General features: G+C 74.2%; 21 protein-coding genes and 1 tRNA gene. 13 read left to right on the top strand and 9 right to left on the bottom strand.

The window, feature by feature from the left end; translation table 11 throughout:
- Positions 1–179: 179 nt before the first annotated feature.
- From AAG589_RS16145 to AAG589_RS16115, 7 genes are all read right to left on the bottom strand, one after another.
- On the bottom strand, positions 180–1,043 hold the full coding sequence (locus AAG589_RS16145) for a hypothetical protein (protein WP_430568294.1): 864 nt from the start codon (positions 1,041–1,043) through the stop codon (positions 180–182).
- 8 nt (positions 1,044–1,051) lie between these two features.
- Positions 1,052–1,495 (bottom strand): hypothetical protein, encoded by a 444-nt coding sequence (locus tag AAG589_RS16140; protein ID WP_430568293.1) that lies wholly within the window; start codon positions 1,493–1,495, stop codon positions 1,052–1,054.
- Positions 1,492–1,752, bottom strand: coding sequence for a helix-turn-helix domain-containing protein (locus tag AAG589_RS16135; protein ID WP_430568292.1), 261 nt, complete (start codon positions 1,750–1,752; stop codon positions 1,492–1,494). The genes AAG589_RS16140 and AAG589_RS16135 overlap by 4 nt, the downstream gene beginning before the upstream one ends.
- Positions 1,753–1,843: 91 nt before the next feature.
- Positions 1,844–2,839: a hypothetical protein gene (locus tag AAG589_RS16130; RefSeq protein WP_430568291.1), complete on the bottom strand. Its 996-nt coding sequence runs from the start codon at positions 2,837–2,839 to the stop codon at positions 1,844–1,846.
- A 95-nt stretch (positions 2,840–2,934) separates the two neighbouring features.
- Positions 2,935–4,425, bottom strand: coding sequence for a tyrosine-type recombinase/integrase (locus tag AAG589_RS16125; protein WP_430568290.1), 1,491 nt, complete (start codon positions 4,423–4,425; stop codon positions 2,935–2,937).
- 131 nt (positions 4,426–4,556) lie between these two features.
- Positions 4,557–4,630 (bottom strand) — tRNA-Gly (locus tag AAG589_RS16120).
- A gap of 126 nt (positions 4,631–4,756) precedes the next feature.
- The gene (locus tag AAG589_RS16115) at positions 4,757–4,960 is read right to left on the bottom strand and encodes a cold-shock protein (RefSeq protein ID WP_430568289.1); all 204 of its coding nucleotides are present in this window, start codon (positions 4,958–4,960) and stop codon (positions 4,757–4,759) included.
- A 559-nt stretch (positions 4,961–5,519) separates the two neighbouring features.
- On the opposite strand from AAG589_RS16115, the gene dcd reads away from it, so the two are divergent.
- The 12 genes from dcd (at position 5,520) to AAG589_RS16055 (ending at position 18,001) form a co-directional block, all read left to right on the top strand.
- On the top strand, positions 5,520–6,095 hold the full coding sequence (dcd, locus tag AAG589_RS16110) for a dCTP deaminase (RefSeq protein ID WP_430568288.1): 576 nt from the start codon (positions 5,520–5,522) through the stop codon (positions 6,093–6,095).
- A 140-nt stretch (positions 6,096–6,235) separates the two neighbouring features.
- Entirely contained in the window at positions 6,236–7,354 is a 1,119-nt protein-coding gene (locus tag AAG589_RS16105; RefSeq protein WP_430568287.1) for a hypothetical protein, read from the top strand.
- Between the two features lie 137 nt (positions 7,355–7,491).
- A complete protein-coding gene (locus AAG589_RS16100; RefSeq protein WP_430568286.1) occupies positions 7,492–8,376 on the top strand; it encodes an ABC transporter permease in 885 nt (294 codons plus the stop codon).
- Between the two features lie 62 nt (positions 8,377–8,438).
- Positions 8,439–9,476 (top strand): ABC transporter substrate-binding protein, encoded by a 1,038-nt coding sequence (locus AAG589_RS16095; protein ID WP_430568285.1) that lies wholly within the window; start codon positions 8,439–8,441, stop codon positions 9,474–9,476.
- A gap of 11 nt (positions 9,477–9,487) precedes the next feature.
- The gene (locus AAG589_RS16090) at positions 9,488–10,303 is read left to right on the top strand and encodes an ABC transporter ATP-binding protein (protein WP_430568284.1); all 816 of its coding nucleotides are present in this window, start codon (positions 9,488–9,490) and stop codon (positions 10,301–10,303) included.
- 138 nt (positions 10,304–10,441) lie between these two features.
- The gene (locus AAG589_RS16085) at positions 10,442–13,354 is read left to right on the top strand and encodes a Na+/H+ antiporter subunit A (protein WP_430568283.1); all 2,913 of its coding nucleotides are present in this window, start codon (positions 10,442–10,444) and stop codon (positions 13,352–13,354) included.
- Positions 13,354–13,929 (top strand): Na(+)/H(+) antiporter subunit C, encoded by a 576-nt coding sequence (locus tag AAG589_RS16080; RefSeq protein ID WP_430568282.1) that lies wholly within the window; start codon positions 13,354–13,356, stop codon positions 13,927–13,929. The genes AAG589_RS16085 and AAG589_RS16080 overlap by 1 nt, the downstream gene beginning before the upstream one ends.
- The gene (locus tag AAG589_RS16075) at positions 13,929–15,539 is read left to right on the top strand and encodes a Na+/H+ antiporter subunit D (RefSeq protein WP_430568281.1); all 1,611 of its coding nucleotides are present in this window, start codon (positions 13,929–13,931) and stop codon (positions 15,537–15,539) included. The genes AAG589_RS16080 and AAG589_RS16075 overlap by 1 nt, the downstream gene beginning before the upstream one ends.
- The gene (locus AAG589_RS16070) at positions 15,536–16,159 is read left to right on the top strand and encodes a Na+/H+ antiporter subunit E (RefSeq protein WP_430568280.1); all 624 of its coding nucleotides are present in this window, start codon (positions 15,536–15,538) and stop codon (positions 16,157–16,159) included. Before AAG589_RS16075 ends, AAG589_RS16070 begins: the two co-directional genes overlap by 4 nt.
- Positions 16,156–16,554 carry an MrpF/PhaF family protein gene (locus tag AAG589_RS16065; RefSeq protein ID WP_430568279.1) on the top strand — a complete coding sequence of 133 codons (399 nt, stop codon included), beginning with the start codon at positions 16,156–16,158 and terminating at the stop codon, positions 16,552–16,554. Before AAG589_RS16070 ends, AAG589_RS16065 begins: the two co-directional genes overlap by 4 nt.
- Complete coding sequence (mnhG, locus tag AAG589_RS16060) at positions 16,551–16,907, top strand: monovalent cation/H(+) antiporter subunit G (RefSeq protein WP_430568278.1); 357 nt, start codon at positions 16,551–16,553, stop codon at positions 16,905–16,907. The genes AAG589_RS16065 and mnhG overlap by 4 nt, the downstream gene beginning before the upstream one ends.
- Before the next feature lie 23 nt (positions 16,908–16,930).
- Positions 16,931–18,001, top strand: coding sequence for a cation diffusion facilitator family transporter (locus tag AAG589_RS16055; RefSeq protein ID WP_430568277.1), 1,071 nt, complete (start codon positions 16,931–16,933; stop codon positions 17,999–18,001).
- 125 nt (positions 18,002–18,126) lie between these two features.
- Here AAG589_RS16055 and AAG589_RS16050 read toward each other — a convergent pair whose 3' ends face one another.
- Together AAG589_RS16050 and AAG589_RS16045 are read right to left on the bottom strand one after the other, a co-directional pair.
- Positions 18,127–18,666 (bottom strand): methylated-DNA--[protein]-cysteine S-methyltransferase, encoded by a 540-nt coding sequence (locus tag AAG589_RS16050; RefSeq protein ID WP_430568276.1) that lies wholly within the window; start codon positions 18,664–18,666, stop codon positions 18,127–18,129.
- 73 nt (positions 18,667–18,739) lie between these two features.
- On the bottom strand, positions 18,740–20,359 hold the full coding sequence (locus AAG589_RS16045; RefSeq protein ID WP_430568275.1) for an AlkA N-terminal domain-containing protein: 1,620 nt from the start codon (positions 20,357–20,359) through the stop codon (positions 18,740–18,742).
- 147 nt (positions 20,360–20,506) lie between these two features.
- Here AAG589_RS16045 and bdeA point away from each other — a divergent pair, with 147 nt between their 5' ends.
- A complete protein-coding gene (gene bdeA / locus AAG589_RS16040; RefSeq protein ID WP_430568274.1) occupies positions 20,507–21,415 on the top strand; it encodes a bis(hydroxyethyl) terephthalate hydrolase in 909 nt (302 codons plus the stop codon).
- The last annotated feature ends 93 nt before the right edge of the window (positions 21,416–21,508 follow it).

Genomic DNA, 21,508 nt, shown 5'->3' with positions numbered 1-21,508 from the left:
GGGGAGCTGGTCGAGGTAGGCCAGGCGTCCGCCGGGACAGTGCGGGCAGCTCGACGCCGGGAAGCCGTGGACACACGATCGGGGGCGCCCCCGCTCGGCAGCCCGACGGCAGGCAGCACACCACCCCCCGGGGGGTGCACCGTGCACGCACCCCCCGGGGGGTGCGCCGGAACCCGGGCTCACGACGCACCACCCGAGCAGTACCGGCACGCGGGCTCGGGGCTGACGTCGTGTCCGCCGTCGGGGTCGCGGTGGTCGCCGGCGCAGTCGACGCACCCCGACCCGGGCCGGCTGGGGTGCACCCGGCAACGCGCCGAGCTCGCCGATGCCGGCGCCGTGGTCGTCGCCGCCGTCGCCCGCGCCCGCGCCCGCGCGCTAGACGGTGGTGCAGGTGGGTAAGTGGATTCCTGCCCTGTCTTTCCTATCTGTTCTTCCTCATCCTTTCCTTGGGTCGGGCGTTTCGCCCGACCAGCCACGGGCGTTTCGCCCGTCACTGGTCGGGCGTTTCGCCCGTCGACTGGTCGGGCGTTTCGCCCGTCGGTCGGGTCGGACTGGTCGGGCGTTTCGCCCTTCGAGTGGTCGGGCGTTTCGCCCGTCGTCCACAGGTCGGGCGTTTCGCCCGTCGGTCGTCGTCGGCCCTGCCGCCGGGTTAGCCGGCCGACGTCGGTCGGCATGAGCCGCGGCAGTACCCGGAACTCGGCGTTCCTTCCGGTGTACGCAACCCCCACGACGTCGACGAGCTCGGCGTCGTTTAGCCGCCGCACGGACGTACTGATCTCGTTTCTCTGGTTCTTCCGTCGTCGTCGCGCGGCGCGGGCCTCGTCGGACTGGTCGGTCCTGTCCGGCTCGGCCGGCACGTCGTACCCGAGCGCGTCGGCCAGGACTTCCCAACCCTTGAAATAGCGCGGCCCGGCCGGCGTACCCACGTCGGTGTCGAGCGCGTGCCACGCCGCTTCCTCCAACACCCGAACGTCCCGGTGGGTCACCCCGCGGCCGGAGCGGATCGCCTCCGGGCCGGCGAGCTGTGCAGCCCGGTTCAGCATGTGTCCCACTACGCGCCCCCGTCGTCGGCGACCCGCGGTGGCAGACTGATGCCGTGTTCGTGTCGCTTGGTGGCGGCCTGAGCGTTGGCGGCGGTCCCGGTGGGCACCCGGGGCCGCCGCGCCATTTCGTCCGGCGGCGGTCCGGTGTCCACGAGCTCGTACCCGTCGGCGAGGTATCGGGCGCGCTGGTCGGGCGTCGGGTCGGGGTGGACGACCCACACGGTTACGTCGTCGTGTAGGCGCTCGGCCCGCTTCCGGGCGGCGTGCGACGCCGAGAGCGCCACGATCCGGCCCGCGCCGGGCCCGCCGCCCACGGCGACGTGCACGGCGTGGAGATCGATCACAGGATCGGCGGGTGCTCGTCGAGCGGCGACGTGACCGGCAGCGGACGGGTACGGGCCCACGACGAGCACGCGGCGCGGCCGGGCCGTCGCCACGGCCGGCCGGCTCATCCGGCGTCCCGAACGGCCGGAACCGTCTGGGCGGCGATGAACTCGTCTAGGTCAGCGCGGCGCAGCCGGTGCACCCGCCCGACCTTGACCACGGGTACCCGGCGGGCCTTGATGAAATCTCGCAGCGTGTCGACGTGAATGCCTAGGTAGGCGGCGCCCTCTTCGACGCGCCACAGGCGGTCGTGCTCGCCGCACGCGGGGCACGCCGGCGGCGGTGTCGGGGTGTTCGTTTTGTGGGTCAGGAGCTTGTCGCTCATGGGATGGTGCCTCTCGGCTCGTCGGAGAGCCGGCCCTAACGAAACGGGCGGGGCACGAGCGGGCGGCGCGCGTGGGCGGGCCGGTCGTCGCTCAGGCAGCAGTGAGTGCCGCCGCTCGCGCCCGGGGGCGCGGGGGCGCGGCGGTGAGCACACACCGCGTGAGCACCGCGAGGTGCGGCGGCGGCGGCGGTTCGAGGCAATCGGCGTCACCGCCGCTGGGGCGCCCCGGCGCGGCGGCGGTGTCGGCGTCGGCCGCGGGACGGGTGAGTAGCTCGACGAGCTCGGCGTACAGGTGCGCCACGATGCGGCGGCGGGTCTCGTCGGCGTCGCCCGCGGGCGCGAGCGCGTCGAGCAGCGCGTCGACGATGCCGACGTAGAGGGCCGCGAGATCTCCGGGGCGCGCGTCGGGGGCGTACCGCTGCCACCACCCGCGCGACGTCGCCGCGGTGGCGACGTCGCCGGCGCGGGCGGCGAGAGCTTCGAGCCCACCACCGGCGCCGAGCTCGACGGGCAGCAGCGCGCCGAGCTCGCCGGCGGTCGGTGCAGCTCGGGCCCGCAGGTTGTCGAGCTCGGCCACCACGGGGCCCACGAGCCGGGCCGCGGCGACGAGCTCGGGCCCGTCGGCCCACAGCGGCACGGTGCGTGATCCGCGGTCGTCGGCGTCGTCGGCCGCGCGTACGGCCGCTTCGAGGGTCTCGGCGCGCCGGTCGACGAGATCTAGTGCCGCCGCGGTCGTGGGCGCGTCGAGGATCTCGCCGAACACGACGCCGGCGCGGTGCCAGCGTCCGCCCGAGCTCGCCGCGGCGCGCTCCGCGCTGGCGCGTGCGTCACGCACCGCGGGGTCGTGCTCGTGGTGGCGCCACCATGACGCGCCGCGGTTGTCCTGGCGCTGCCCGTCGAGCTCGTCGAGCTGGTCGTCGAGCTGGTCGAGCTCGCGCATGCGCGACACCACGGCGGCCGGCCGGCCGGGCTCGGACACGGGCGCCGCCGGCGCGCGCCGGCCAGCGAAGCGCCGGTCGTGCTCGCCGAGCCGCTCCCCGAGCACGCGGCTAGCCGACGCGGCATCCGTGACGGGCGACGTGCTCATGCGCTCGATCCTAGGGACGTCGGGGTGGTGTCGTCTTGCCGCGTAAGAAAGGTCGCCGGGGGTCTATGCCGGATCTCGGCCGGCGCCGTCGGTCCTCACGCCGGCACCCCGTACAGGTGCCGGCCGGGGCCGGCGTCGCGGGCTGTCATCGCGGCCATGCGCTCGGCGAGTCGGCGGTCGGCGTCGTCGCTTGCGTGCTGATATACCAGCGCCGCGGCGATGGTCGAGTGTCCGAGCCGGTTCTGTAGCTCGCGCAGCGTCGCGCCGGCTTCCGCGGCGCGGGTCGCTCCGGTGTGGCGCAGGTCGTGCCAGCGCAGGTCGTCGCGCCCGGCGGCGCGTCGAGCTCGGCCGAACATCTTGGTTCGCTGCCCGCCGCGCACCGGCCGGCCGCTCTCGGTCGTGAACACGAGCGCGCGGGCCCCGGGGCCGGTGAACGTGCGCATGTGGTCCAGCAGCGCCGCCGCGGCCGGCCCGTGCAGGTTGACCGTGCGCCGGCCTGCGTCGGACTTGGGCGGGCCGAACGTCAGCGGCTGCCCCGTGACGTCTACCAGCGCTTGCTCAACCCGCAGGCGCACCCCGCCGCCGGGCACCCGCTCGACGTGGCGACGTTCGAGCGCGAACAGCTCACCGGCGCGCAGCGCCGACCACGCGGCCACGACGACCGCGGCGCGGAACCGCTCGGGCATCGCGGCGGCGATGGTGTCGACTTCCGCGGGGGTTGCTGGCACCCGCTCGGCCGGCCGGACCTGCCCGGCTCGGCGTATCTGGCACGGTGAGGCGTCGATGAGCCGCTCACGCACCGCGGCGTTACACACCGTGCGCAGCAGCCGGTATGCCTGGGCGGCTTGGGTGCGCCCGGCGTCGGGCGACGAGTTCGCGCCCGTGGCCGCAGCGGCGGGCCGGCCCGCCGCCCGCCAGCCGTCGAGCACCGCAGCGGGCAGCCGGCCGCTCGCGCCGACGCTCATGCCCTGAGCTCGCGCCCACGCGCGTGCGTGCTGGGCATCGGTACGCGAGGCGTCGGCGCGCTCGGCGCGCGACGTCGCCGACGCGCGAGCCGCAGCCGTCACCGCCGCGAACCACTCGGCAACCGCGGTCGGGGTGAGCGCGCGCAGCTCGACCCGGCCTAAGTCGAGCCGCGAGCTCGACCCGACGACGGGCAGCTCGGCCAGCACCCACCGGTCGAGCAGCCGCGCGTACAGGTCGACGGTTCCCGGGCGTAGCTCGGTCTGCTGTGCCAGCCACCGGCGCGCGTACGTCGCCAGCGTGACCGCGCCGCGCTCGGGCGCACGATAGGTGCCGCGGTAGACGTCGGAGAGCACCCCGGCGAGCGCGGCGTCGGCCTCGCCGCGGGTCGGGTACGTGCCGATGGTGCGCCGCTTGCCGTCCGGGCCGGTGTAGCGGGCGCGCCAGCGTCCCGACGGGAGCTGGTTGACGTTCCCGTAACCGCGGCGCGTCTGGCGGCGCGCAGCGCGCCGCACGGGCCGGTCGACGGGGAGCTCACCCGGAGCGGCGAGCGGCACGGGGTGCGCGCCGGCGTCGAGCTCGACGGGGTGCTCGGGGGTGGGGGAGAGGGGTGCTGACGACACGTGGGCCTCGCTTCCGGCTGGGCCGACCCCCGAGAGGATCGGTCACGTTAGGTCACGCCAGACGAGATTTCCGGTGTGACCAGAGCCGGGCGGTACGTGCCCATACGTGCTCTGACCTGCATGTTCAAGCTTGGAGCGGGTGACGGGAATCGAACCCGCGCTGTCAGCTTGGGAAGCTGAAGTTCTACCATTGAACTACACCCGCGCAGCAGCACCGTGACGGTGTGCGCGCCCCGATCATACCCAACCAGTTCGGATGCTCCGAACCGGCGTGGCGTCCCGGGACAGCCGGCCGCCTGCACGCCGCGTGCGCGGCGTGCAGGCGCAGGCGTCAGAGCGGGCGGATGTTCGAGGCCTGCGAGCCCTTGGGGCCCTGCGTGACCTCGAACTCGACCTGCTGGCCCTCGTTGAGGGAGCGGAAGCCGTCGGCGACGATCGCGCTGTAGTGCGCGAACACGTCGGCGGTGCCGTCGGAGGGGGCGATGAAGCCGAACCCCTTCTCCTCGTTGAACCACTTCACAGTTCCGGTGGTCATGGTGTCTTCTCTCGTTTGTGCGACGGACCCGCGAACGTGGGTCCGGTCGTCGCACCCTGGCGGGTGCGGACGGTTCGGGCGCGGGCTCGACGAGCGCGCGCGGTGCCGTGGCAGGACGGGGCGTGGAGCCTCGTCGCCTCGGCAAGGGTGGGGGCGACGGCGACCGGCTGCGAGAAGCGGTCGTGGACGTGATAGCCGTCGGGACGTCGGGTGATCATGCCGCCGTACTCGCCGTCGACCGTCGCGACCCAGAGGTCGTCGTCGGCCCGGCGCCACACAGCGGTGGGTCGGGTGCTGCCCGTGGCCGTGGGTACGGTCGTGGGCCTTGCGATGGTGGAAGAAGTGATGCTCTCTGCTCTCGCTCCGCGCTCTGTGGGCGGAGATCGTCGTGGACAGCGGGGCTGTCGTCTGCGCGCGGACCTGGCTTCGATGCGAGGTACCGAAGAGTGCCGGGGTCGGATCCCACGGCGTGCGCGACCTCAAGGGTACACGAGCGTCGGCCCGGCGCCGTCATCGGGACGGCGGAGCGCTCTCGGGCCGACCCGACTACCGTGTCCCCGTGCTGCTCTCCGACCGCGACATCCGGGCCGAGCTCGACGCCGGACGGGTCGTCCTCGACCCGTACGAGCCGTCGATGCTCCAGCCGTCCAGCATCGACGTCCGCCTCGACCGGTACTTCCGGCTCTTCGACAACCACAAGTACCCGTTCATCGACCCGTCGCAGGAGCAGCCGGAGCTCACGCGGCTCGTGGAGGTGGCGCCGGACGAGCCGTTCGTGCTGCACCCGGGCGAGTTCGTGCTGGGGTCGACGTTCGAGGCGGTCACCCTGCCCGACGACGTCGCGGCGCGGCTGGAGGGCAAGTCGTCGCTCGGCCGGCTGGGGCTGCTCACGCACAGCACGGCCGGGTTCATCGACCCCGGCTTCTCGGGGCACGTGACCCTGGAGCTGAGCAACGTCGCGACGCTGCCGATCACGCTGTGGCCGGGCATGAAGATCGGCCAGATGTGCTTCTTCCGCCTGTCCTCCCCGGCGGAGCACCCGTACGGCTCGGACGCGTACGGCTCCCGCTACCAGGGGCAGCGCGGCCCGACGGCCAGCCGGTCGTGGCAGTCGTTCCACCGGAGCGAGGTCTGAGCGCCGCGCGCGGCCGCGGCACGGGGACGGACCCGGACGGGCCGTTCCGCGACGGGTCGGGACGTCGCTACGCTCGGTCCCGCCGCGCCGGCTCCGGCGCGGGGCGCGGTGCGCCCAGGTCCCGGAAGGAGCTCCGCCAGATGGCCCAGAACCAGCCTGTCCTGCCCCCGTTGCCGCCGGTCGCGGCGCAGGGGCACCAGGCGCGTCACCTGCTGGCGGTCCCCGCGGACGTCGTGGTCGACGAGATCGAGGTGCTGGCCATGTCGCGCTTCGTCGGCACGCGCTGGGACGTGGTCCCCGCGGACCTGCCCGGCGCCGACGTCCCCGTCGGCCGGATGGCGAACCCGGGGGAGCCGGGCGTGCTGCGGCTGTCGCGGCACAGCGTGGTCTCCGGCCCGTACGCGCCGTCGGGCAAGGGCGTCGACGCGGGCCTGCCGGCCGGCACGGCGATGGTGTTCGACGTCGTGTGCCCGCGCGAGCGCTGGGACGACGCGACCCGCTTCGGCGGCGACCGCGACGGCATCGGGCGCGCGTTCCCCGCGGCGCTGCCGAACCGCGAGGAGGAGCGGGTCGTGTCGTGGCTGGTGCAGGCCGCGCGCCGCCTCGGCGGCTCGGTCCGGCTCGACGTCGCCGGCACGTGGGACGACGCCGACGGCGGCCGCCGCCCCGCGGGGCCGGGCGTGGTGCTGACCCCCGACCCGGACCGGGCCGTGGACCTCACGGTGTACTCCGACATCTGGCTGGACCCGCAGGCCGCGCACCGCGTGCTGCAGGCCGTGCACCCCCGCGTCGTGCTCGCGACGGAGGGCAAGCCGTACCAGGGCCCGCCCGCGGGCATCGCGGACCGCCCCCTGTACCCGGGCGAGCCGCTCGACCCCGAGGTGCGCAAGGCGATCCACGAGCGCGCCGACGACGTCGACATCGACGCCCTGCAGGCGCCGATGGTGCTCGACGCCTACGGGCTGGCGACCGACCTGGGCCTCGACGGTTCGGTTACCGTCGAGGTGATCGGGGACGAGACGCTGCCGCTGCTGGTGCGCGAGCTGCCGTGGGCGGCGTCCGGCGCGGTCTGCTACCACGTGCGCTGGGACCCGCCGGACATCTACGAGGCCAACCAGGAGTTCCCGCAGGCGGCGCACGTCGTCGCCCGCCGGCGCGCGGCCGACCTCGTGGGGAAGATGGCGGTGGCGATCCACGCGGCCGTGGGCGGCGAGATCGCCGACGAGGCCGACTTCCTCCTCGCGCCCGAGGACCTCTGACCGTCGCCCCGGGCACCTGCCCGCGGGCCTCGTCGGCGACTGGCCTGGACGTTTGACACCCCTCGCCGGGGCCGCTTAGCGTTCGGATGGCGGAAAGCGTATTCCGTTCGGTTCATCACATTGGCGTGAGGAGCACCATGGCGACGACGACACCGGGGTCGGCGGTCGGGCAGAGGAACGGGACCCCCGACGAGGCCCCGAACGAGGTGCGGCGGCCGCGGCCGCTGCCGGCGCCCGTGCGGTGGGTGGCGGACTCGTGGCGGCCCATCGTCTTCGTGGTCGTGGTCTTCGCGGTGTGGTGGTTCGTCACCGCGCGAGGGCTGGTGGCGCCCTACGTGCTGCCGTCGCCGGGGGACACCTGGGCGGCCGCCACCGAGAACGTGGGCTACCTGCTGCACCACACCTACGTCACGACGTACGAGACGGTCGTCGGCTTCGTCATCGCCGTCGTGGTGGGCGAGCTCGTGGCGGTGCTGATGGCGTACTCGCGCGGCACCGAGAAGACGCTCTACCCGATCATCCTCGTGGCGCAGGTGATCCCGAAGATCGCCGTGGCCCCGCTCTTCGTGGTCTGGCTCGGGTTCGGCCTGGCGCCCAAGATCACCGTCGCGGTGCTGATGGCGTTCTTCCCGGTGGTGATCTCCGGCCTCGCCGGGCTGCGCTCCGTCGACCCCGAGATCCTGCAGCTCACCTCGACCATGGGCGCCAGCCGCCTCAAGACGTTCGCCAAGGTGATGTTCCCGGCGTCGCTGCCGCAGCTGCTGTCGGGCCTGAAGGTCGCGGCGACGCTCGCCGTCACCGGCGCCGTCGTGGGCGAGTTCGTCGGCGGCAACGACGGCCTCGGCTACGTCATCCTGCAGGCCAACGGCAACATCGACACCGCGATGCTCTTCGCCGCCCTGTTCATCATGTCCGCCCTCGGCATCGTGCTGTTCGCGATCATCCAGGTCGCCGAGCGCTTCCTCATCGGCTGGCACGCGTCCCGCCGACTCGAGTCGGCCGCCACGACCGTCGCGGCCTGACCGTCCGCCACGCGCACACCCTCGCGCACCCCGCAGGATCCCCGAGTGCAAAGGAGCACCCCATGTCCGTCCGACCGACGACCCTCGCCGCCGCCGCGGCGCTCTCCGCCGCCGCGCTGACGCTCGCCGCGTGCGCCCCGTCCACGAGCGGCGGCACCGAGGCCGAGTCCCCGGCCGCGGCCGACGCCACCGACGTCACGCTGATGCTCAACTGGTACCCGTACGGCGAGCACGCGCCCTTCTACTACGGCCTGGAGGAGGGCATCTTCGCCGACCACGGCATCAACCTGACCATCGAGGCGGGCCAGGGCTCGACCAAGACGACGCAGGCCGTCGGCGCGGACCAGGTGCAGTTCGGCTGGGCCGACACCCCGGCTGTGCTGGCGAACATCGACAAGGGCGTCAAGGTGCGCAGCGTGGGCGTGTTCCTGCAGACCACCCCCTCGTCGGTCCAGGTGTTCGCCGACTCCGGGGTGCAGGAGCCGGCCGACCTCAAGGGCAAGACCATCGCCGTCTCGGCCGGCGACGCGCCCACCACGACCTTCCCGCTCTACCTCGAGGCGGCCGGCGTGCCGGAGGACGCGGTGACCCAGCAGAACCTCGACCCGGCCGGCAAGATCTCCGCGATGCTCACCGGCAAGGTGGACGGGCTCATCGGCTTCGCGCACGACCAGGGACCGACGATCGCGGCCAAGAGCGGCCGGGACATCACCTACCTGCGCTACTCCGACGTCGGGCTCAACTTCTACAGCAACGGCCTGATCGCCTCCGAGAGCACGATCGCGGACGACCCGGACCTCGTGAAGGAGATGGTGGCCGCCACGTCGGAGGCCTTCGCGGCCGCCGCGGAGGACCCGGCAGCGGCCGTCAAGGCGATGGAGGGCAAGGACCCGCAGATGCCCGAGGCGGACGTCCTCGCCGAGCAGTGGAAGCAGACGATCGAGCTGCTGCACACCGACGCGACCGAGGGCCAGGCCCCCGGCGTGAACTCGCCGGACGACTGGGCGGCGACCCTCGACGTGCTGTCCAGCTCGGGCCTCGTCGAGAAGGGCACCGCGGCCGAGGACTACTTCGACGACTCGTTCGCCCCGGCGAACTGAACGGGGGAGACATGACCAGCACCACCGCCGAGGGGATCCGAGGGCGGGCGGCCGCGGGCGACACGGTCGTCGACGTCGACGGCGTGTCCGTGACGTTCCGCAGCCGCCGGGTGTCGACGCCGGCCCTCGGCGCGGTCGACCTGCGGCTGCGGCGCGGCGAGTTCGTCACCATCGCGGGGCCGTCGGGGTGCGGCAAGTCCACCCTGCTCAAGGTGGTGGCCGGCCTCACCGCGCCCACGACCGGCCAGGTGCGGCTGCGCGGCGAGCCGGTGCGCGGGCCGCGCCAGGACATCGGCTTCGTGTTCCAGCGCGCGGCGCTGCTGGAGTGGCGCAACGTGCGGGCCAACATCCTGCTGCAGGCGGAGATGAGGGGCATGGACTCCGCCACCGCGCGGCGCCGGTGCGACGAGCTCGTCGAGATGACCGGTCTGACGGGCTTCGAGAAGGCGATGCCGCACGAGCTGTCGGGCGGCATGCAGCAGCGCGTCTCCCTGTGCCGGGCGCTGCTGCACGAGCCCGACGTGCTGCTCATGGACGAGCCGTTCGGCGCCCTCGACGCCCTCACCCGGGAGCGGATGAACACGGAGCTGCACCGCATCTGGCGCGAGACCGGCGTCTCCGTGCTGCTGGTGACGCACTCCGTCGCGGAGGCGGTGTACCTCGCGAACCGGGTCGTCGTCATGGGCCCGCGCCCGGGCACGATCATCGAGGAGCTGCACGTCGACCTCCCGGCGGAGCGCGACTACGGCGAGACGGTGCGGCACGCCGAGTTCGGGCGCGTCTCGGGCCGGGTCCGGGAGCTGCTGGGCTCGCCCGGCGGGGACTGAGCCGGCTCGCCCGCCCCGGTGCGCCGGGGCGGGCGAGCGACCCAGGTCACACCGCGGTGTCATCTCGTCACCGCCGGACCATCGCTCGTTACCGGTAAAGTAAAGCCGACGCCCCGCCCCTCGACCGGACGGAGTGCTGTGCTCTCAGTGCTGCTCTTCACCTTCCTGCTGGCCCTCGCGGCGCCGGCTCTGGTGGCATGGCTGGGCAGGAGAGCGTTCTGGGTGCTGGCCCTCGGGCCGGCGTCGGCCGCCGCGTACGCGCTGGCGATGACGCCCCGGGTGACGGCCGGCGACTTCCCGACCACCGAGGTCCCCTGGGTCCCCGGCCTGCACCTGTCGATCACCCTGCAGCTCGACACCCTCGCGTGGTTCATGCTGCTCGTCGTCGGCGGCGTCGGCGCCCTCGTGCTCCTCTACTGCTCCGCCTACTTCGCCCGCGACGCGCTCGGTCTCGGCCGGTTCGCGGCCGTGCTCACGGCGTTCGCCGCCGCGATGGTGGGCCTCGTCGTCGCCGACGACCTGCTGCTCCTGTTCGTGTTCTGGGAGCTCACCACCGTCTTCTCCTACCTGCTGATCGGCCACTACGCCGACCGCAAGGCGTCCCGGCGCGCGGCCATGCAGGCGATCGTCGTCACGACGGCGGGCGGCCTCGCCATGCTGGTCGGCCTCATCATCCTCGGCGTCGTGGGCGACACCTGGCGGATCTCCGAGCTGGTCGCGAACCCGCCGTCGGGCACCGCGGTCACCTGGGCGGCGGTCTGCCTGCTCGCGGGCGCCGCCACGAAGTCCGCGCTCATCCCGTTCCACTTCTGGCTCCCTGCGGCGATGGCGGCCCCGACGCCGGTGTCCGCCTACCTGCACGCGGCGGCCATGGTCAAAGCAGGCGTCTACCTCGTGGCGCGGTTCGCCCCGGCGTTCGCCGACCTGCCCGTGTGGCGCTGGCTGGTGCTGGTCCTGGGCGGCGGCACGCTCCTGCTCGGCGGCTACCAGGCGCTGCGCCAGCACGACCTCAAGCTCGTCCTCGCGTTCGGCACCGTCTCCCAGCTCGGCCTGATCGTCCTGCTCCTCGGGCTGGGCTCGCAGGCGCTGGCCCTCGCCGGCCTCGCGCTGCTGGGCGCGCACGCCATGTTCAAGGCGGCGCTGTTCCTCGTCGTCGGCGCGGTCGACGTCGCCACCGGCACCCGCGACCTGCGCAAGCTCTCCGGGCTGTGGCGCACCATGCCGTTCACCACGGTCGCGGGCGTGCTCGCGACCGCCTCGATGATCGGCTTCCCGCCGTTCGCCGGCTACGTCGCCAAGGAGGCGGCGCTCGAGGGGCTGTGGCACGACGTCACGCACGGCGCCGGGGCCCTCGAGACGATCGCGCTGTTCGCCGTGGTGGTCGGCTCGGCGCTCACCGTGGCGTACGGCCTGCGGTTCGCCTGGGGCGCCTTCGGCACCAAGCGGCGGCCGGGGGCGTCCGCCGCGGGCGTCCCGGCCGACGCGCCGCGCGACGCCGCGGCGACCGTCGCGCCCGCGACGCCGGTGCGGCGCCAGCAGTGGCTGCTGGTCACCCCGCCGCTCGTGCTCGCCGTGCTCGGCCTGGCGGTGGCGCTCGCGCCCGCGACGGGGGAGCGGCTCCTCGCCCCGTACGCCGACCGCTACCCGAGCGGGGAGCCCGGGCACCTCGTGCTGTGGGGCGGGTTCACGCCCGTCCTGGCGATCACCGTCCTCGTGCTGCTCGCCGGCTTCGTCCTGTTCTGGCAGCGGGCCCGGGTGGAGAGGGCCCAGGACTTCCTGTGGTCGCCGCGGTCCGCCGAGGTCACCTACCGCCGCACCATGCGCCGGCTGGACGACCTCGCGGCCGACGTCACCGCCGCCACCCAGCGCGGCTCCCTGCCCGTCTACCTCGGCATCATCCTCGTCGTGCTGGCCGTCGCGCCCGGCGCGGTCCTCGCGTCCGGGCTGGTCAGCGGCCACCCGTCCGTCGAGCTCGTGCTGTGGGACCGCCCGGCCGACGCCGCGGTCGTCGCGGTCGTCGTCGTCGCGTGCGTCCTCGCGGCGCGGGCGCGCCGCCGGCTCAAGGCCGTCGTGCTCGTCGGGGTCGCCGGGTATGCGAACGCGACCCTGTTCATGCTGCACGGCGCCCCCGACCTCGCCCTCACCCAGGTGCTGTGCGAGACGATCACGCTGGTCGTCATGGTGCTGGTGCTGCGGCGCATGCCCCCGTACTTCACCGACCGGCCGCTGGCCGCCAGCCGCTGGCTGCGGCTCGCGGTGGGCGTCGTGACCGGCGTCGTCATGATGGCGTTCACCGTCGCCGCGCCGCTGGTGCGCGTCGCCGAGCCGATCAGCGCCCACTTCGCCGACGAGGCCTACACCTGGGGCGGCGGGAAGAACATCGTCAACGTGACGCTGGTGGACATCCGCGCCTGGGACACGGTGGGCGAGATCTCCGTGCTGCTCGTCGCGGCGACCGGCGTCGCGTCGCTCATCTTCCTGCGCCAGCGCAGCGGCGAGGTGCTGCGGCTGTCCCGCGTGGACGAGGTCAGCCGGTCCGACCCGCACACGCGCCGCGTGTGGCTCGCCGCGGGCAGCACGCTGGAGCCCGAGCGCCGCTCCGTGCTGTTCGAGGTCGTCACCCGCGTGATCTTCCACGCCATGATCGTGTTCGCCCTGTTCCTGCTGTTCAGCGGGCACAACGCCCCGGGCGGCGGCTTCGCCGCGGGCCTCGTCGTGGGCACCGCCTTCGCCGTGCGGTACCTCGCGGGCGGGCGGTACGAGCTCGGCGAGGCCGCGCCGATCAGCCCCGGCGTGCTGCTCGGCACCGGCCTGTTCCTCTCCGCCGGCGTGGGCCTCGCGACGCTGGTAGCCGGGCAGGAGGTGCTGCAGAGCACGATCGTCAACCTGCACGTCCCGGTCCTCGGCGAGGTCCACCTGGTCACCTCGCTGTTCTTCGACATCGGCGTGATGCTCGTCGTCGTCGGCCTGGTGCTCGACCTGCTGCGCACGCTCGGCGCCGAGATCGACCGTCAGGACCCGCGGCCCGCGCGCGAGGAGGTGGACGCCTGATGGTCGTCCTCGAGAACACCCCGCCCGCCGTCCTGGTCCTGGCCATCGGCGTGCTGTTCGCCACCGGCGTCTACCTGCTGCTGGAGCGCCCCCTCACCCGGGTGCTGCTCGGCTTCGTCCTCATCGGCAACGGCGTCAACCTCATGCTGCTGGTCATGGGCGGCCGGTCGGGCGCGTCGCCCATCATCGGCAACGCCGACGAGGGGGTGCGGATGAGCGACCCCCTCGCCCAGGCGATGGTGCTCACCTCGATCGTCATCACGCTCGCGCTCACCGCGTTCGTGCTGGCCATGGCCTACCGGTCGTGGCAGCTGCACGGGCACGACGAGGTCGCGGACGACGTCGAGGACCGGCGCGTCGCCCGGCACGCGGCGCTCAACGCCCCGGCGTTCGAGGACGCGGACGCCGGCGGGCTCGACCAGACGCTCGACGAGGAGGCCGCCGACTCCTACGACGACGTCGACGACAGCGACGGCGACGGTCACCGTGCCGACAGCCACCGTGCCGACAACCACCGTGCCGACAACCACCGTGCCGACAACCACCGTGCCGACAGCCACAAGGAGCGCCCCTGATGCCCTGGGACTCCGCCACGCTGGTGCCGCTGCCGGTCATGCTGCCGCTGTTCGCGGCCGGGCTCACGCTCGCCCTGCACCGGTACGCCCGCGTGCAGCGCATCATCAGCGTCACGGCGCTGGCCGCCGCCCTCGCGGCGTCGGTCGGGCTGCTCGTCGCCGCGGACGGCGGGCCGATCGTGGTCGAGGTCGGCAGCTGGGCCGTCCCCGTCGGCATCGACCTCGTGGCCGACCGCATCTCCGCGGTGATGCTCACGGTCTCGTTCGTGATGCTGCTGTGCGTGCTCCTGTACTCGCTGGGGCAGGGCGTGCCCGAGGGGGAGGACGACCCGGGCAGCACGCGCGGGGACATGATCCCCGTCGCGATCTTCCACCCGACGTTCCTCATCCTGGCCGCGGGCGTGGCGAACGCGTTCCTCACCGGCGACCTGTTCAACCTCTACGTCGGGTTCGAGATCCTGCTCGCGTCGTCCGCGGTGCTGCTCACCCTGGGTGGCACGGCCGAGCGCATCCGCGCCGGGTCGGTGTACATCATCGTCACGCTGGTGTCGTCGCTGCTGTTCCTCACCGCGATCGCGCTCATCTACGGCGCGACGGGCACCGTGAACATGGCGCAGCTCGCGGAGCGGCTGCCGGAGATCGACCCGACCGTGCGCACCGCGCTGCAGCTCCTGCTGCTCCTCGCGTTCGGCATCAAGGCCGCCATCTTCCCGCTGTCCGCGTGGCTGCCCGACTCCTACCCGACGGCGCCCGCGCCGGTCACGGCCGTGTTCGCGGGCCTGCTCACCAAGGTGGGCGTGTACTCCATCCTGCGCACGCAGACCCTGCTGTTCCCGGACAACCCCACGGTGGACCAGGTGCTCATGGTGCTGGCCCTGCTCACCATGGTCATCGGGATCCTGGGCGCCGTGGCGCAGAACGATGTGAAACGCCTGCTGTCGTTCACGCTGGTCAGCCACATCGGCTACATGATCTTCGGCATCGCGCTCGCCACCGAGGCGGGCACCGCCGCTGCCATCTACTACGTGGTGCACCACATCTCCGTCCAGACGGCCCTGTTCCTCGTGGTGGGGCTCGTCGAGTGGCGGGGCGGGTCGACGTCGCTCGACCGGCTGGGCGGCCTCGCCAAGCTCGCGCCCGGGCTCGCCGTGCTGTTCTTCGTGCCCGCGCTCAACCTGGCCGGCATCCCGCCGCTGTCCGGGTTCCTCGGCAAGGTCGGGCTGCTCACCGAGGGCGCGACCGTGGGGACGGGGCTCGCGTGGGTGCTCGTCGTCGGGTCCGTCGTGACGTCGTTGCTCACCCTGTACGCCGTGGTCAAGGCGTGGAACAAGGCGTTCTGGCAGGCGCCGTCGGAGGAGATCGAGGCCGACGTGCCGCTGCCGCGCGGCATGGTGCTGCCGACCGGCGCGCTCGTCGCGTTCGGGCTGCTGCTCACCGTCGCCGCCGGCCCGCTGTACGGGTACGCCGAGCGTGCCGCCACCGCGTCGATGGACGGCCACACCTACGTGGACGCCGTCTTCCCCGACGGGGCGGACCGCGGGCGCGGCGAGTCGGTCGTCGTGGGCGACGACGCGGCGCAGGACAGCGGACAGGACGGTGGGCACGGATGAGCCCGCAGTCGCGCCGACCCGTCCACCTGCTGCGCCGGCTGGGCTCGCAGTGGCACGCCCTGGTGCTGCTCACCGCGGTGTGGGTGCTGCTGTGGGGCGACCTGTCGTGGGCCAACGTCATCGCGGGGGCCGTGATCGCGGGCGCCGTCGTCACGCTGTTCCCGCTGCCGGCCATCGACATGCAGGGCACGGTGCGGCCGTGGCGCGCCGTCGTGCTCGTGGCGCGGTTCGTGGCCGACCTGTTCGTCGCGTCCTTCGAGGTGGCATGGAAGGCCGTCCGCCCGGGGCCGTCGCCGCACGGCGCCATCGTCGCGGTCCGGCTGCGCAACCCCGAGGACGCGTACCTCACCATCACGGCCGTGATGTCGTCGCTCGTGCCGGGCTCGCTGGTCGTCGAGGCGCGCCGCAGCACCGGCGTCGTCTACCTGCACGTGCTGGACATCGACGGCTCCGGCGGGCCGGAGGCCGTGCGCCGCGACACGCTCGCCCTCGAGGAGCGCGTGCTGCGGGCGTTCGCCAGCGACGCCGTCCTGTCCCGGTGCGGGCTGGCGCCCGGCGACGCCGCCGCGGCCGTCGACGCCGCGTCGCCGTCGGCCGGCCGAGGGGAGAGGGACGCATGATGCTCGCCGCCGTGATCGCCGCCGCCGTGCTGGTGGCCGTCGCCGCGCTGCTCGCGCTCGTGCGCGTGGAGCGCGGGCCGTCGATGCTCGACCGGGCCGTCGCGCTCGACACCCTCACCGTGACGCTGGTGGGCGCCATCGCCATCGAGGCGATCTGGTCGCGGCGCACCGAGACCATCCCGATCCTCGTCGCGCTGTCGATGGTCGGCTTCGTGGGCTCGGTGACGATGGCCCGGTTCGCCGCGAAGGAGCCCGAGGACGAGGGCCGCGTGCGCACGCCGGAGGAGGTCGCCGCCCAGGCGCGCGCCGCCGACGTGCCGCGTGGTGAACAGCGCGACGGGGTGCGGGCGATCGACGCCGAGGACGACGCCGACAGCACGGGAGGTGCGCGATGACCCACGTCGACCCGGGCCTGTGGACCACGGTCGCCGACGTCGTCGCGGCCGTGTGCCTGCTCGCGGGCGCGTTCCTGACGCTCGGCGCCGGGGTGGGCCTCGTCCGGTTCCCGTCCCTGCTCGCCCGCATGCACACCGTCACCAAGCCGCAGGTGCTGGGCCTCATCCTCCTGCTCACCGCGCTCGCGCTGCGGGTGCGCAGCGGGTCGGCCGTCGCGATGCTCGTGCTGGTGGTGGCGTTCCAGCTCGTCACGTCGCCCGTCGCCGCGCACATGGTGGGCCGGGCGGGGTTCCGCACCGGCAAGGTCGACCCCGAGGACCTGCGCCCCAACGAGTTCGGCGAGCCCGACTGACCCGCGGCTGGTAGACCGGGCGCATGGCCCCTGCCGAGCCCGGACCCTCCCGCGAGCCCGAACCCGCTGCGACGCCGGACCCGTTCGCCGCGCTCGCGCACCCCGCCGACGCCGAGCCGGGCGCCGCGCCGCCGGAGCCCCTCGCGAGCCCGCGCGTCGTCCAGGACGCGCACGCGGGGGGCGAGAGCACGCTCACCGTGGTCATCGCGTTCGCCGCCAACGCGTTCGTGGCCGTCGCGAAGTCGTTCGCCGCCGTCGTCACCGGGTCGGCGTCGATGCTCGCGGAGGCCGTGCACTCGTGGGCGGACACCGGCAACGAGGTGTTCCTCCTCGTCGCCGACCGGCGTTCGCGCCGCCCCGCCGACCGGGAGCACCCGCTCGGCTTCGGCCGGGAGGCCTACGTGTGGTCGATGTTCGCCGCGATCGGGCTGTTCGCCGTCGGCGCCGGGGTGTCGATCACGCACGGCATCCAGGAGCTGGTGCATCCCGAGCCGGCCGCCGACTTCGGCGTCGCGTACGCCGTGCTGGGCCTCGCCTTCGTGCTCGAGGGCTTCTCGTTCCTCCAGGCGAGCCGGCAGGCGCGGGCCGAGGCGAAGAAGGCCGAGCACGACCTGCTGCACCACGTGCTCGTGACCTCCGACCCGACGCTGCGCGCCGTCTACGCCGAGGACGCCGCCGCCCTGATCGGCCTCGTCGTCGCGTTCGCGGGCGTGCTCGCGCACCAGCTCACCGGGTCGCCCGTGCCCGACGCGGTCGGGTCGATCGTCGTCGGCGTCGTGCTCGCCGTCGTCTCCCTCGTGCTCGTCGACCGCAACCGCCGGTTCCTCGTCGGGGAGGCCGCCCGGCCAGAGACGCGCGCGGCCGTGCTGGCGCACCTCGTGACGATGCCGCAGGTCGAGCGGGTCACCTACCTGCGGCTCGAGTACGTGGGGCCGCGGTCGCTGTACCTGGTGGCCAGCGTCGATCTCAGCGGCAACGAGCGCGAGGAGACCGTCGCCCGGCGGCTCGACGACCTCGAGCGGGCGGCGACGCAGGTCCCCGTCATCGCCGGGGCCGTGTTCACCGTGTCCACGCCGGAGGAGCCGTCGCTCTGATTCCTCCGCTGGCCGAGCCTGTCGAGCTTGTCGAAACCGGGCTGCTCCGCTGGTTGAGCCTGTCGAAACCCGGTTCCTTCCCGGCGCACGGGGTTTCGACAAGCTCAACCAGCGGAAGCAGGGGATCAGCCAGCGGCGTGCCGCGCCTCGTGCGCGAGCAGGCTGCGCTTGACGTCCAGGCCGTAGCGGAAGCCGCCGAGGCCGCCGTCGGTGCGCAGCACGCGGTGGCAGGGCACGAACAGGGCGGCGGCGTTCATCGCGCACGCGCCGGCCGCGGCCCGGACGGCGGCCGGGCGGCCGGACAGCTCCGCGTACCGGGTGTACGTGACGGGGTCGCCGGCGTCAACGGTGCGCAGCACGTCCCACGCGTGCGCGCGATAGGGGCCGGAGACCTGGCGGACCGGGACGGCGTCGATCGCGTGCACGTCGCCCGCGTAGTACGCCCGCACCGCCGCGACGGCGGCCGCGACCGCCGGGTCGTCGTCGGGCACCGCGGACGTGGCGGCGGGGCGGACCTCCGGGTGCGTGAGCGCGACGAGCGCGTCCGCGTCCGTCGTCCAGCCCGAGGCGAGCACCGTGCCGTCCGGGTCGACGACGACGGTGAACGGGCCGTCGGGGGTGCTCACGGTGGTGGTGCGGGCGGTCGCTGTCGCGAGGGTGGTCATCGAAGCCTCCGGGAGTCGGGTCGGGTGCCGAACATGTGGTTTCGCTCGGAATACGGGCTGAGAACGCGAGAAATCACCTGGTCGGCGCGGCGGCGGCGCGCCACAGGTGCATGGCGGCGTAGGAACGCCAGGGGGCCCAGCGCTCGGCGCGGGCGGCGAGGGCGCGCGACCGGGCGGCGCGGGGGGCGTCGTCGGGGACGCCCAGGTCGACGCCGGCCGCGACGGCGCCCGCGAGGAGCGCGACGTCGCCGTCCAGCCAGGCGTCCGGGTCGCGCAGCACGCGCATCGCCACGTAGGCGGCCGTCCACGGCCCGATGCCGCGCCGGGCGACGAGCGCGGCGCGCAGGGAGTCGCCGTCGTCGCCGACCCCGACGGCGAGGGTCCCGTCGTCGAGCGCGCGGGCCGCGTCGATGACTGCGGCCAGCTGCCGGGCGGGCAGGCGCAGGTGGGCCGCGCCGGCGGCCGCCACGTGCGCGGGAGTCGGGAACAGCCGGGTGAGGCCGGGCACGGCCGAGTCGTACGGCGTGCCGGCCGCGGCCGCGAGGCGGCCCAGGTGCGTGCGCGCGGCGGCGACGCTGATCTGCTGCCCGACGATCGCGCGCACCACGATCTCGTGCGGGTCCACCGTGCCGGGCACGCGCAGGCCGGGGGTGCGCGCGACGAGGGGCGCGAGCGCCGCGTCGTCCGCGAGGGCTGCGTCGACGGCCGCCGGGTCGGCGTCCAGGTCCAGCAGCCGGCGCAGGCGGGCGACGGCCACGGAGACGTCCGCCGCCGACGCGAGCTCGAGCCGCACCGCCACCCGCCCGGCCCCGACGCCCGGCCCCGCGACGACCTCCGCGGCGCCCGGCCCGTGGGGCAGGAGCAGCGTGCGGGCGTACCGGACGTCGTCGCCGTCGAGATCCGCGACCTCCACCTCGTCGACGGCGCGCGCGGCGAGGAACGCGACGACGCCGCGGGCGTCGAACGGCTCGCGCACCGGCAGCTCGAGCTCGAGGCGGACCCGCGCGACGTCGTCGCAGCCCTCGCCTTCCAGCACGCGATCCGTCGCGGCATCGGGCCCGATGGCGCGACGGGTCGCGTGCTGGAAGGCAGGGTCGGTCCTGACCCGACGTCGGGCGCGGGCCCGCAGGTCGCTCGGCGCGACGGCGAAGACCTCGACCATCGTGTCGTTGAACTGCCGGATCGACCCGAAGCCGGCCGCGAACGCGACGTCCGCGAGCGGCAGGTCGGTGCCGACGACGAGGCTGCGCGCCGTCTGGGCCCGCTGCGCGCGGGCGAGGGCGAGCGGCCCGGCGCCGAGCTCGGCGGTGAGCAGGCGGTGCACGTGCCGCGCGCTGTACCCGAGCCGGGCCGCCAGCCCGTCCGTGCCCTCGCGGTCCACGACGCCGTCGGCGATGAGCCGCATCGCGCGCCCGGCCAGGTCGTGCCGCAGGTCCCACGCCGGCGTGCCGGGCGCTGCCTCCGGCAGGCATCGCTTGCAGGCCCGGTAGCCGGCCTCGTGCGCCGCGGCGGAGGTGAGGTAGAAGGTGACGTTCTCCGGCTTGGGCGTGCGCGCGGGGCAGGACGGGCGGCAGTAGATGCCGGTGGAGCGCACGGCGGTGAAGAACTGGCCGTCGAACCGGGTGTCGCGCGCCGCGATGGCGCGGTAGCGCTCCTCGAACTCCCGTGCGTCGGGCGGGGCCGTCGTCGTCATGACCCCATCCTCACGCGCGGCGCCGACGCAGTGCTAGCGGGAATCGGACACGGCGGTGGCGCTGCGACGGCCGGTGATCCTACCGATGCGGCCGACCGGCCCGGGGCCGGAGGGTGGCGCTGCAGCCCCCGACGAGAGGACGAGATCATGCAGCAGACATCCCTGGCAGTCCCGGCGACCCGGCGCCGCCGCCGCCCCTCGCGTGCGACGGCGGCCGCGGCCGCGCTCCTGGCGGCGGTCGGGCTGACCGCCGTCTCGGCCGTGAGCGCCGGCGCGGCCGACAACCCGTACGAGCGCGGCCCCGCGCCGACGGAGGCGAGCATCGAGGCGAGCCGCGGCAGCTACGCGGTCTCCCAGACGTCGGTGTCGTCCCTGGTGTCCGGCTTCGGCGGCGGCACCATCTACTACCCGACGTCGACCGCGGACGGCACGTTCGGCGGCGTCGCGATCTCGCCGGGGTACACGGCCCGGGAGTCGTCCATCGCCTGGCTCGGGCCGAGGCTGGCGTCGCAGGGGTTCGTCGTCTTCACGATCGACACGAACACCGTCTACGACCAGCCGGCGTCGCGCGGGGACCAGCTCCTCGCCGCCCTGGACTACCTCACCGAGCGCAGCACGGTGCGCGACCGCGTCGACGCGGACCGGCTCGCGGTCGTGGGGCACTCGATGGGCGGCGGCGGGACGCTCGAGGCGGCCAAGGACCGGCCCTCGCTCAAGGCGGCCGTGCCGCTGACGCCGTGGAACCTCGACAAGTCGTGGCCCGAGGTCAGCACGCCGACGTTCATCGTCGGCGCGGACAACGACACGATCGCGCCGGTGGCGTCCCACGCGGAGCCGTTCTACGGCGGCCTGCCCGCGTCGACCCCGAAGGCGTACCTGGAGCTCAACGGGGCCACGCACTTCGCGCCCAACCTGTCCAACACGACGATCGCGAAGTACAGCCTCTCGTGGCTCAAGCGGTTCGTGGACGACGACGTCCGCTACGAGCAGTTCCTGTGCCCGGTGCCCGGGCCCGGCTCGACCATCGAGGAGTACCGGGGCACCTGCCCGCTCTGACCGGACGGTGTGACGGGCGGCCCGGGGCGGAGGTGACCCCCGGGCCGCCCTCCGTCTCGGCGCTGTGTCGCGGCACAACGGCGGGAGCGTGTC

The sequence above is a fragment of the Isoptericola sp. F-RaC21 genome, assembly GCF_038593535.1.
GTDB lineage: Bacteria > Actinomycetota > Actinomycetes > Actinomycetales > Cellulomonadaceae > Isoptericola.
Note: the sequence above shows the minus strand (reverse complement) of the source record. Positions and strands in the feature narration are given on the sequence as shown.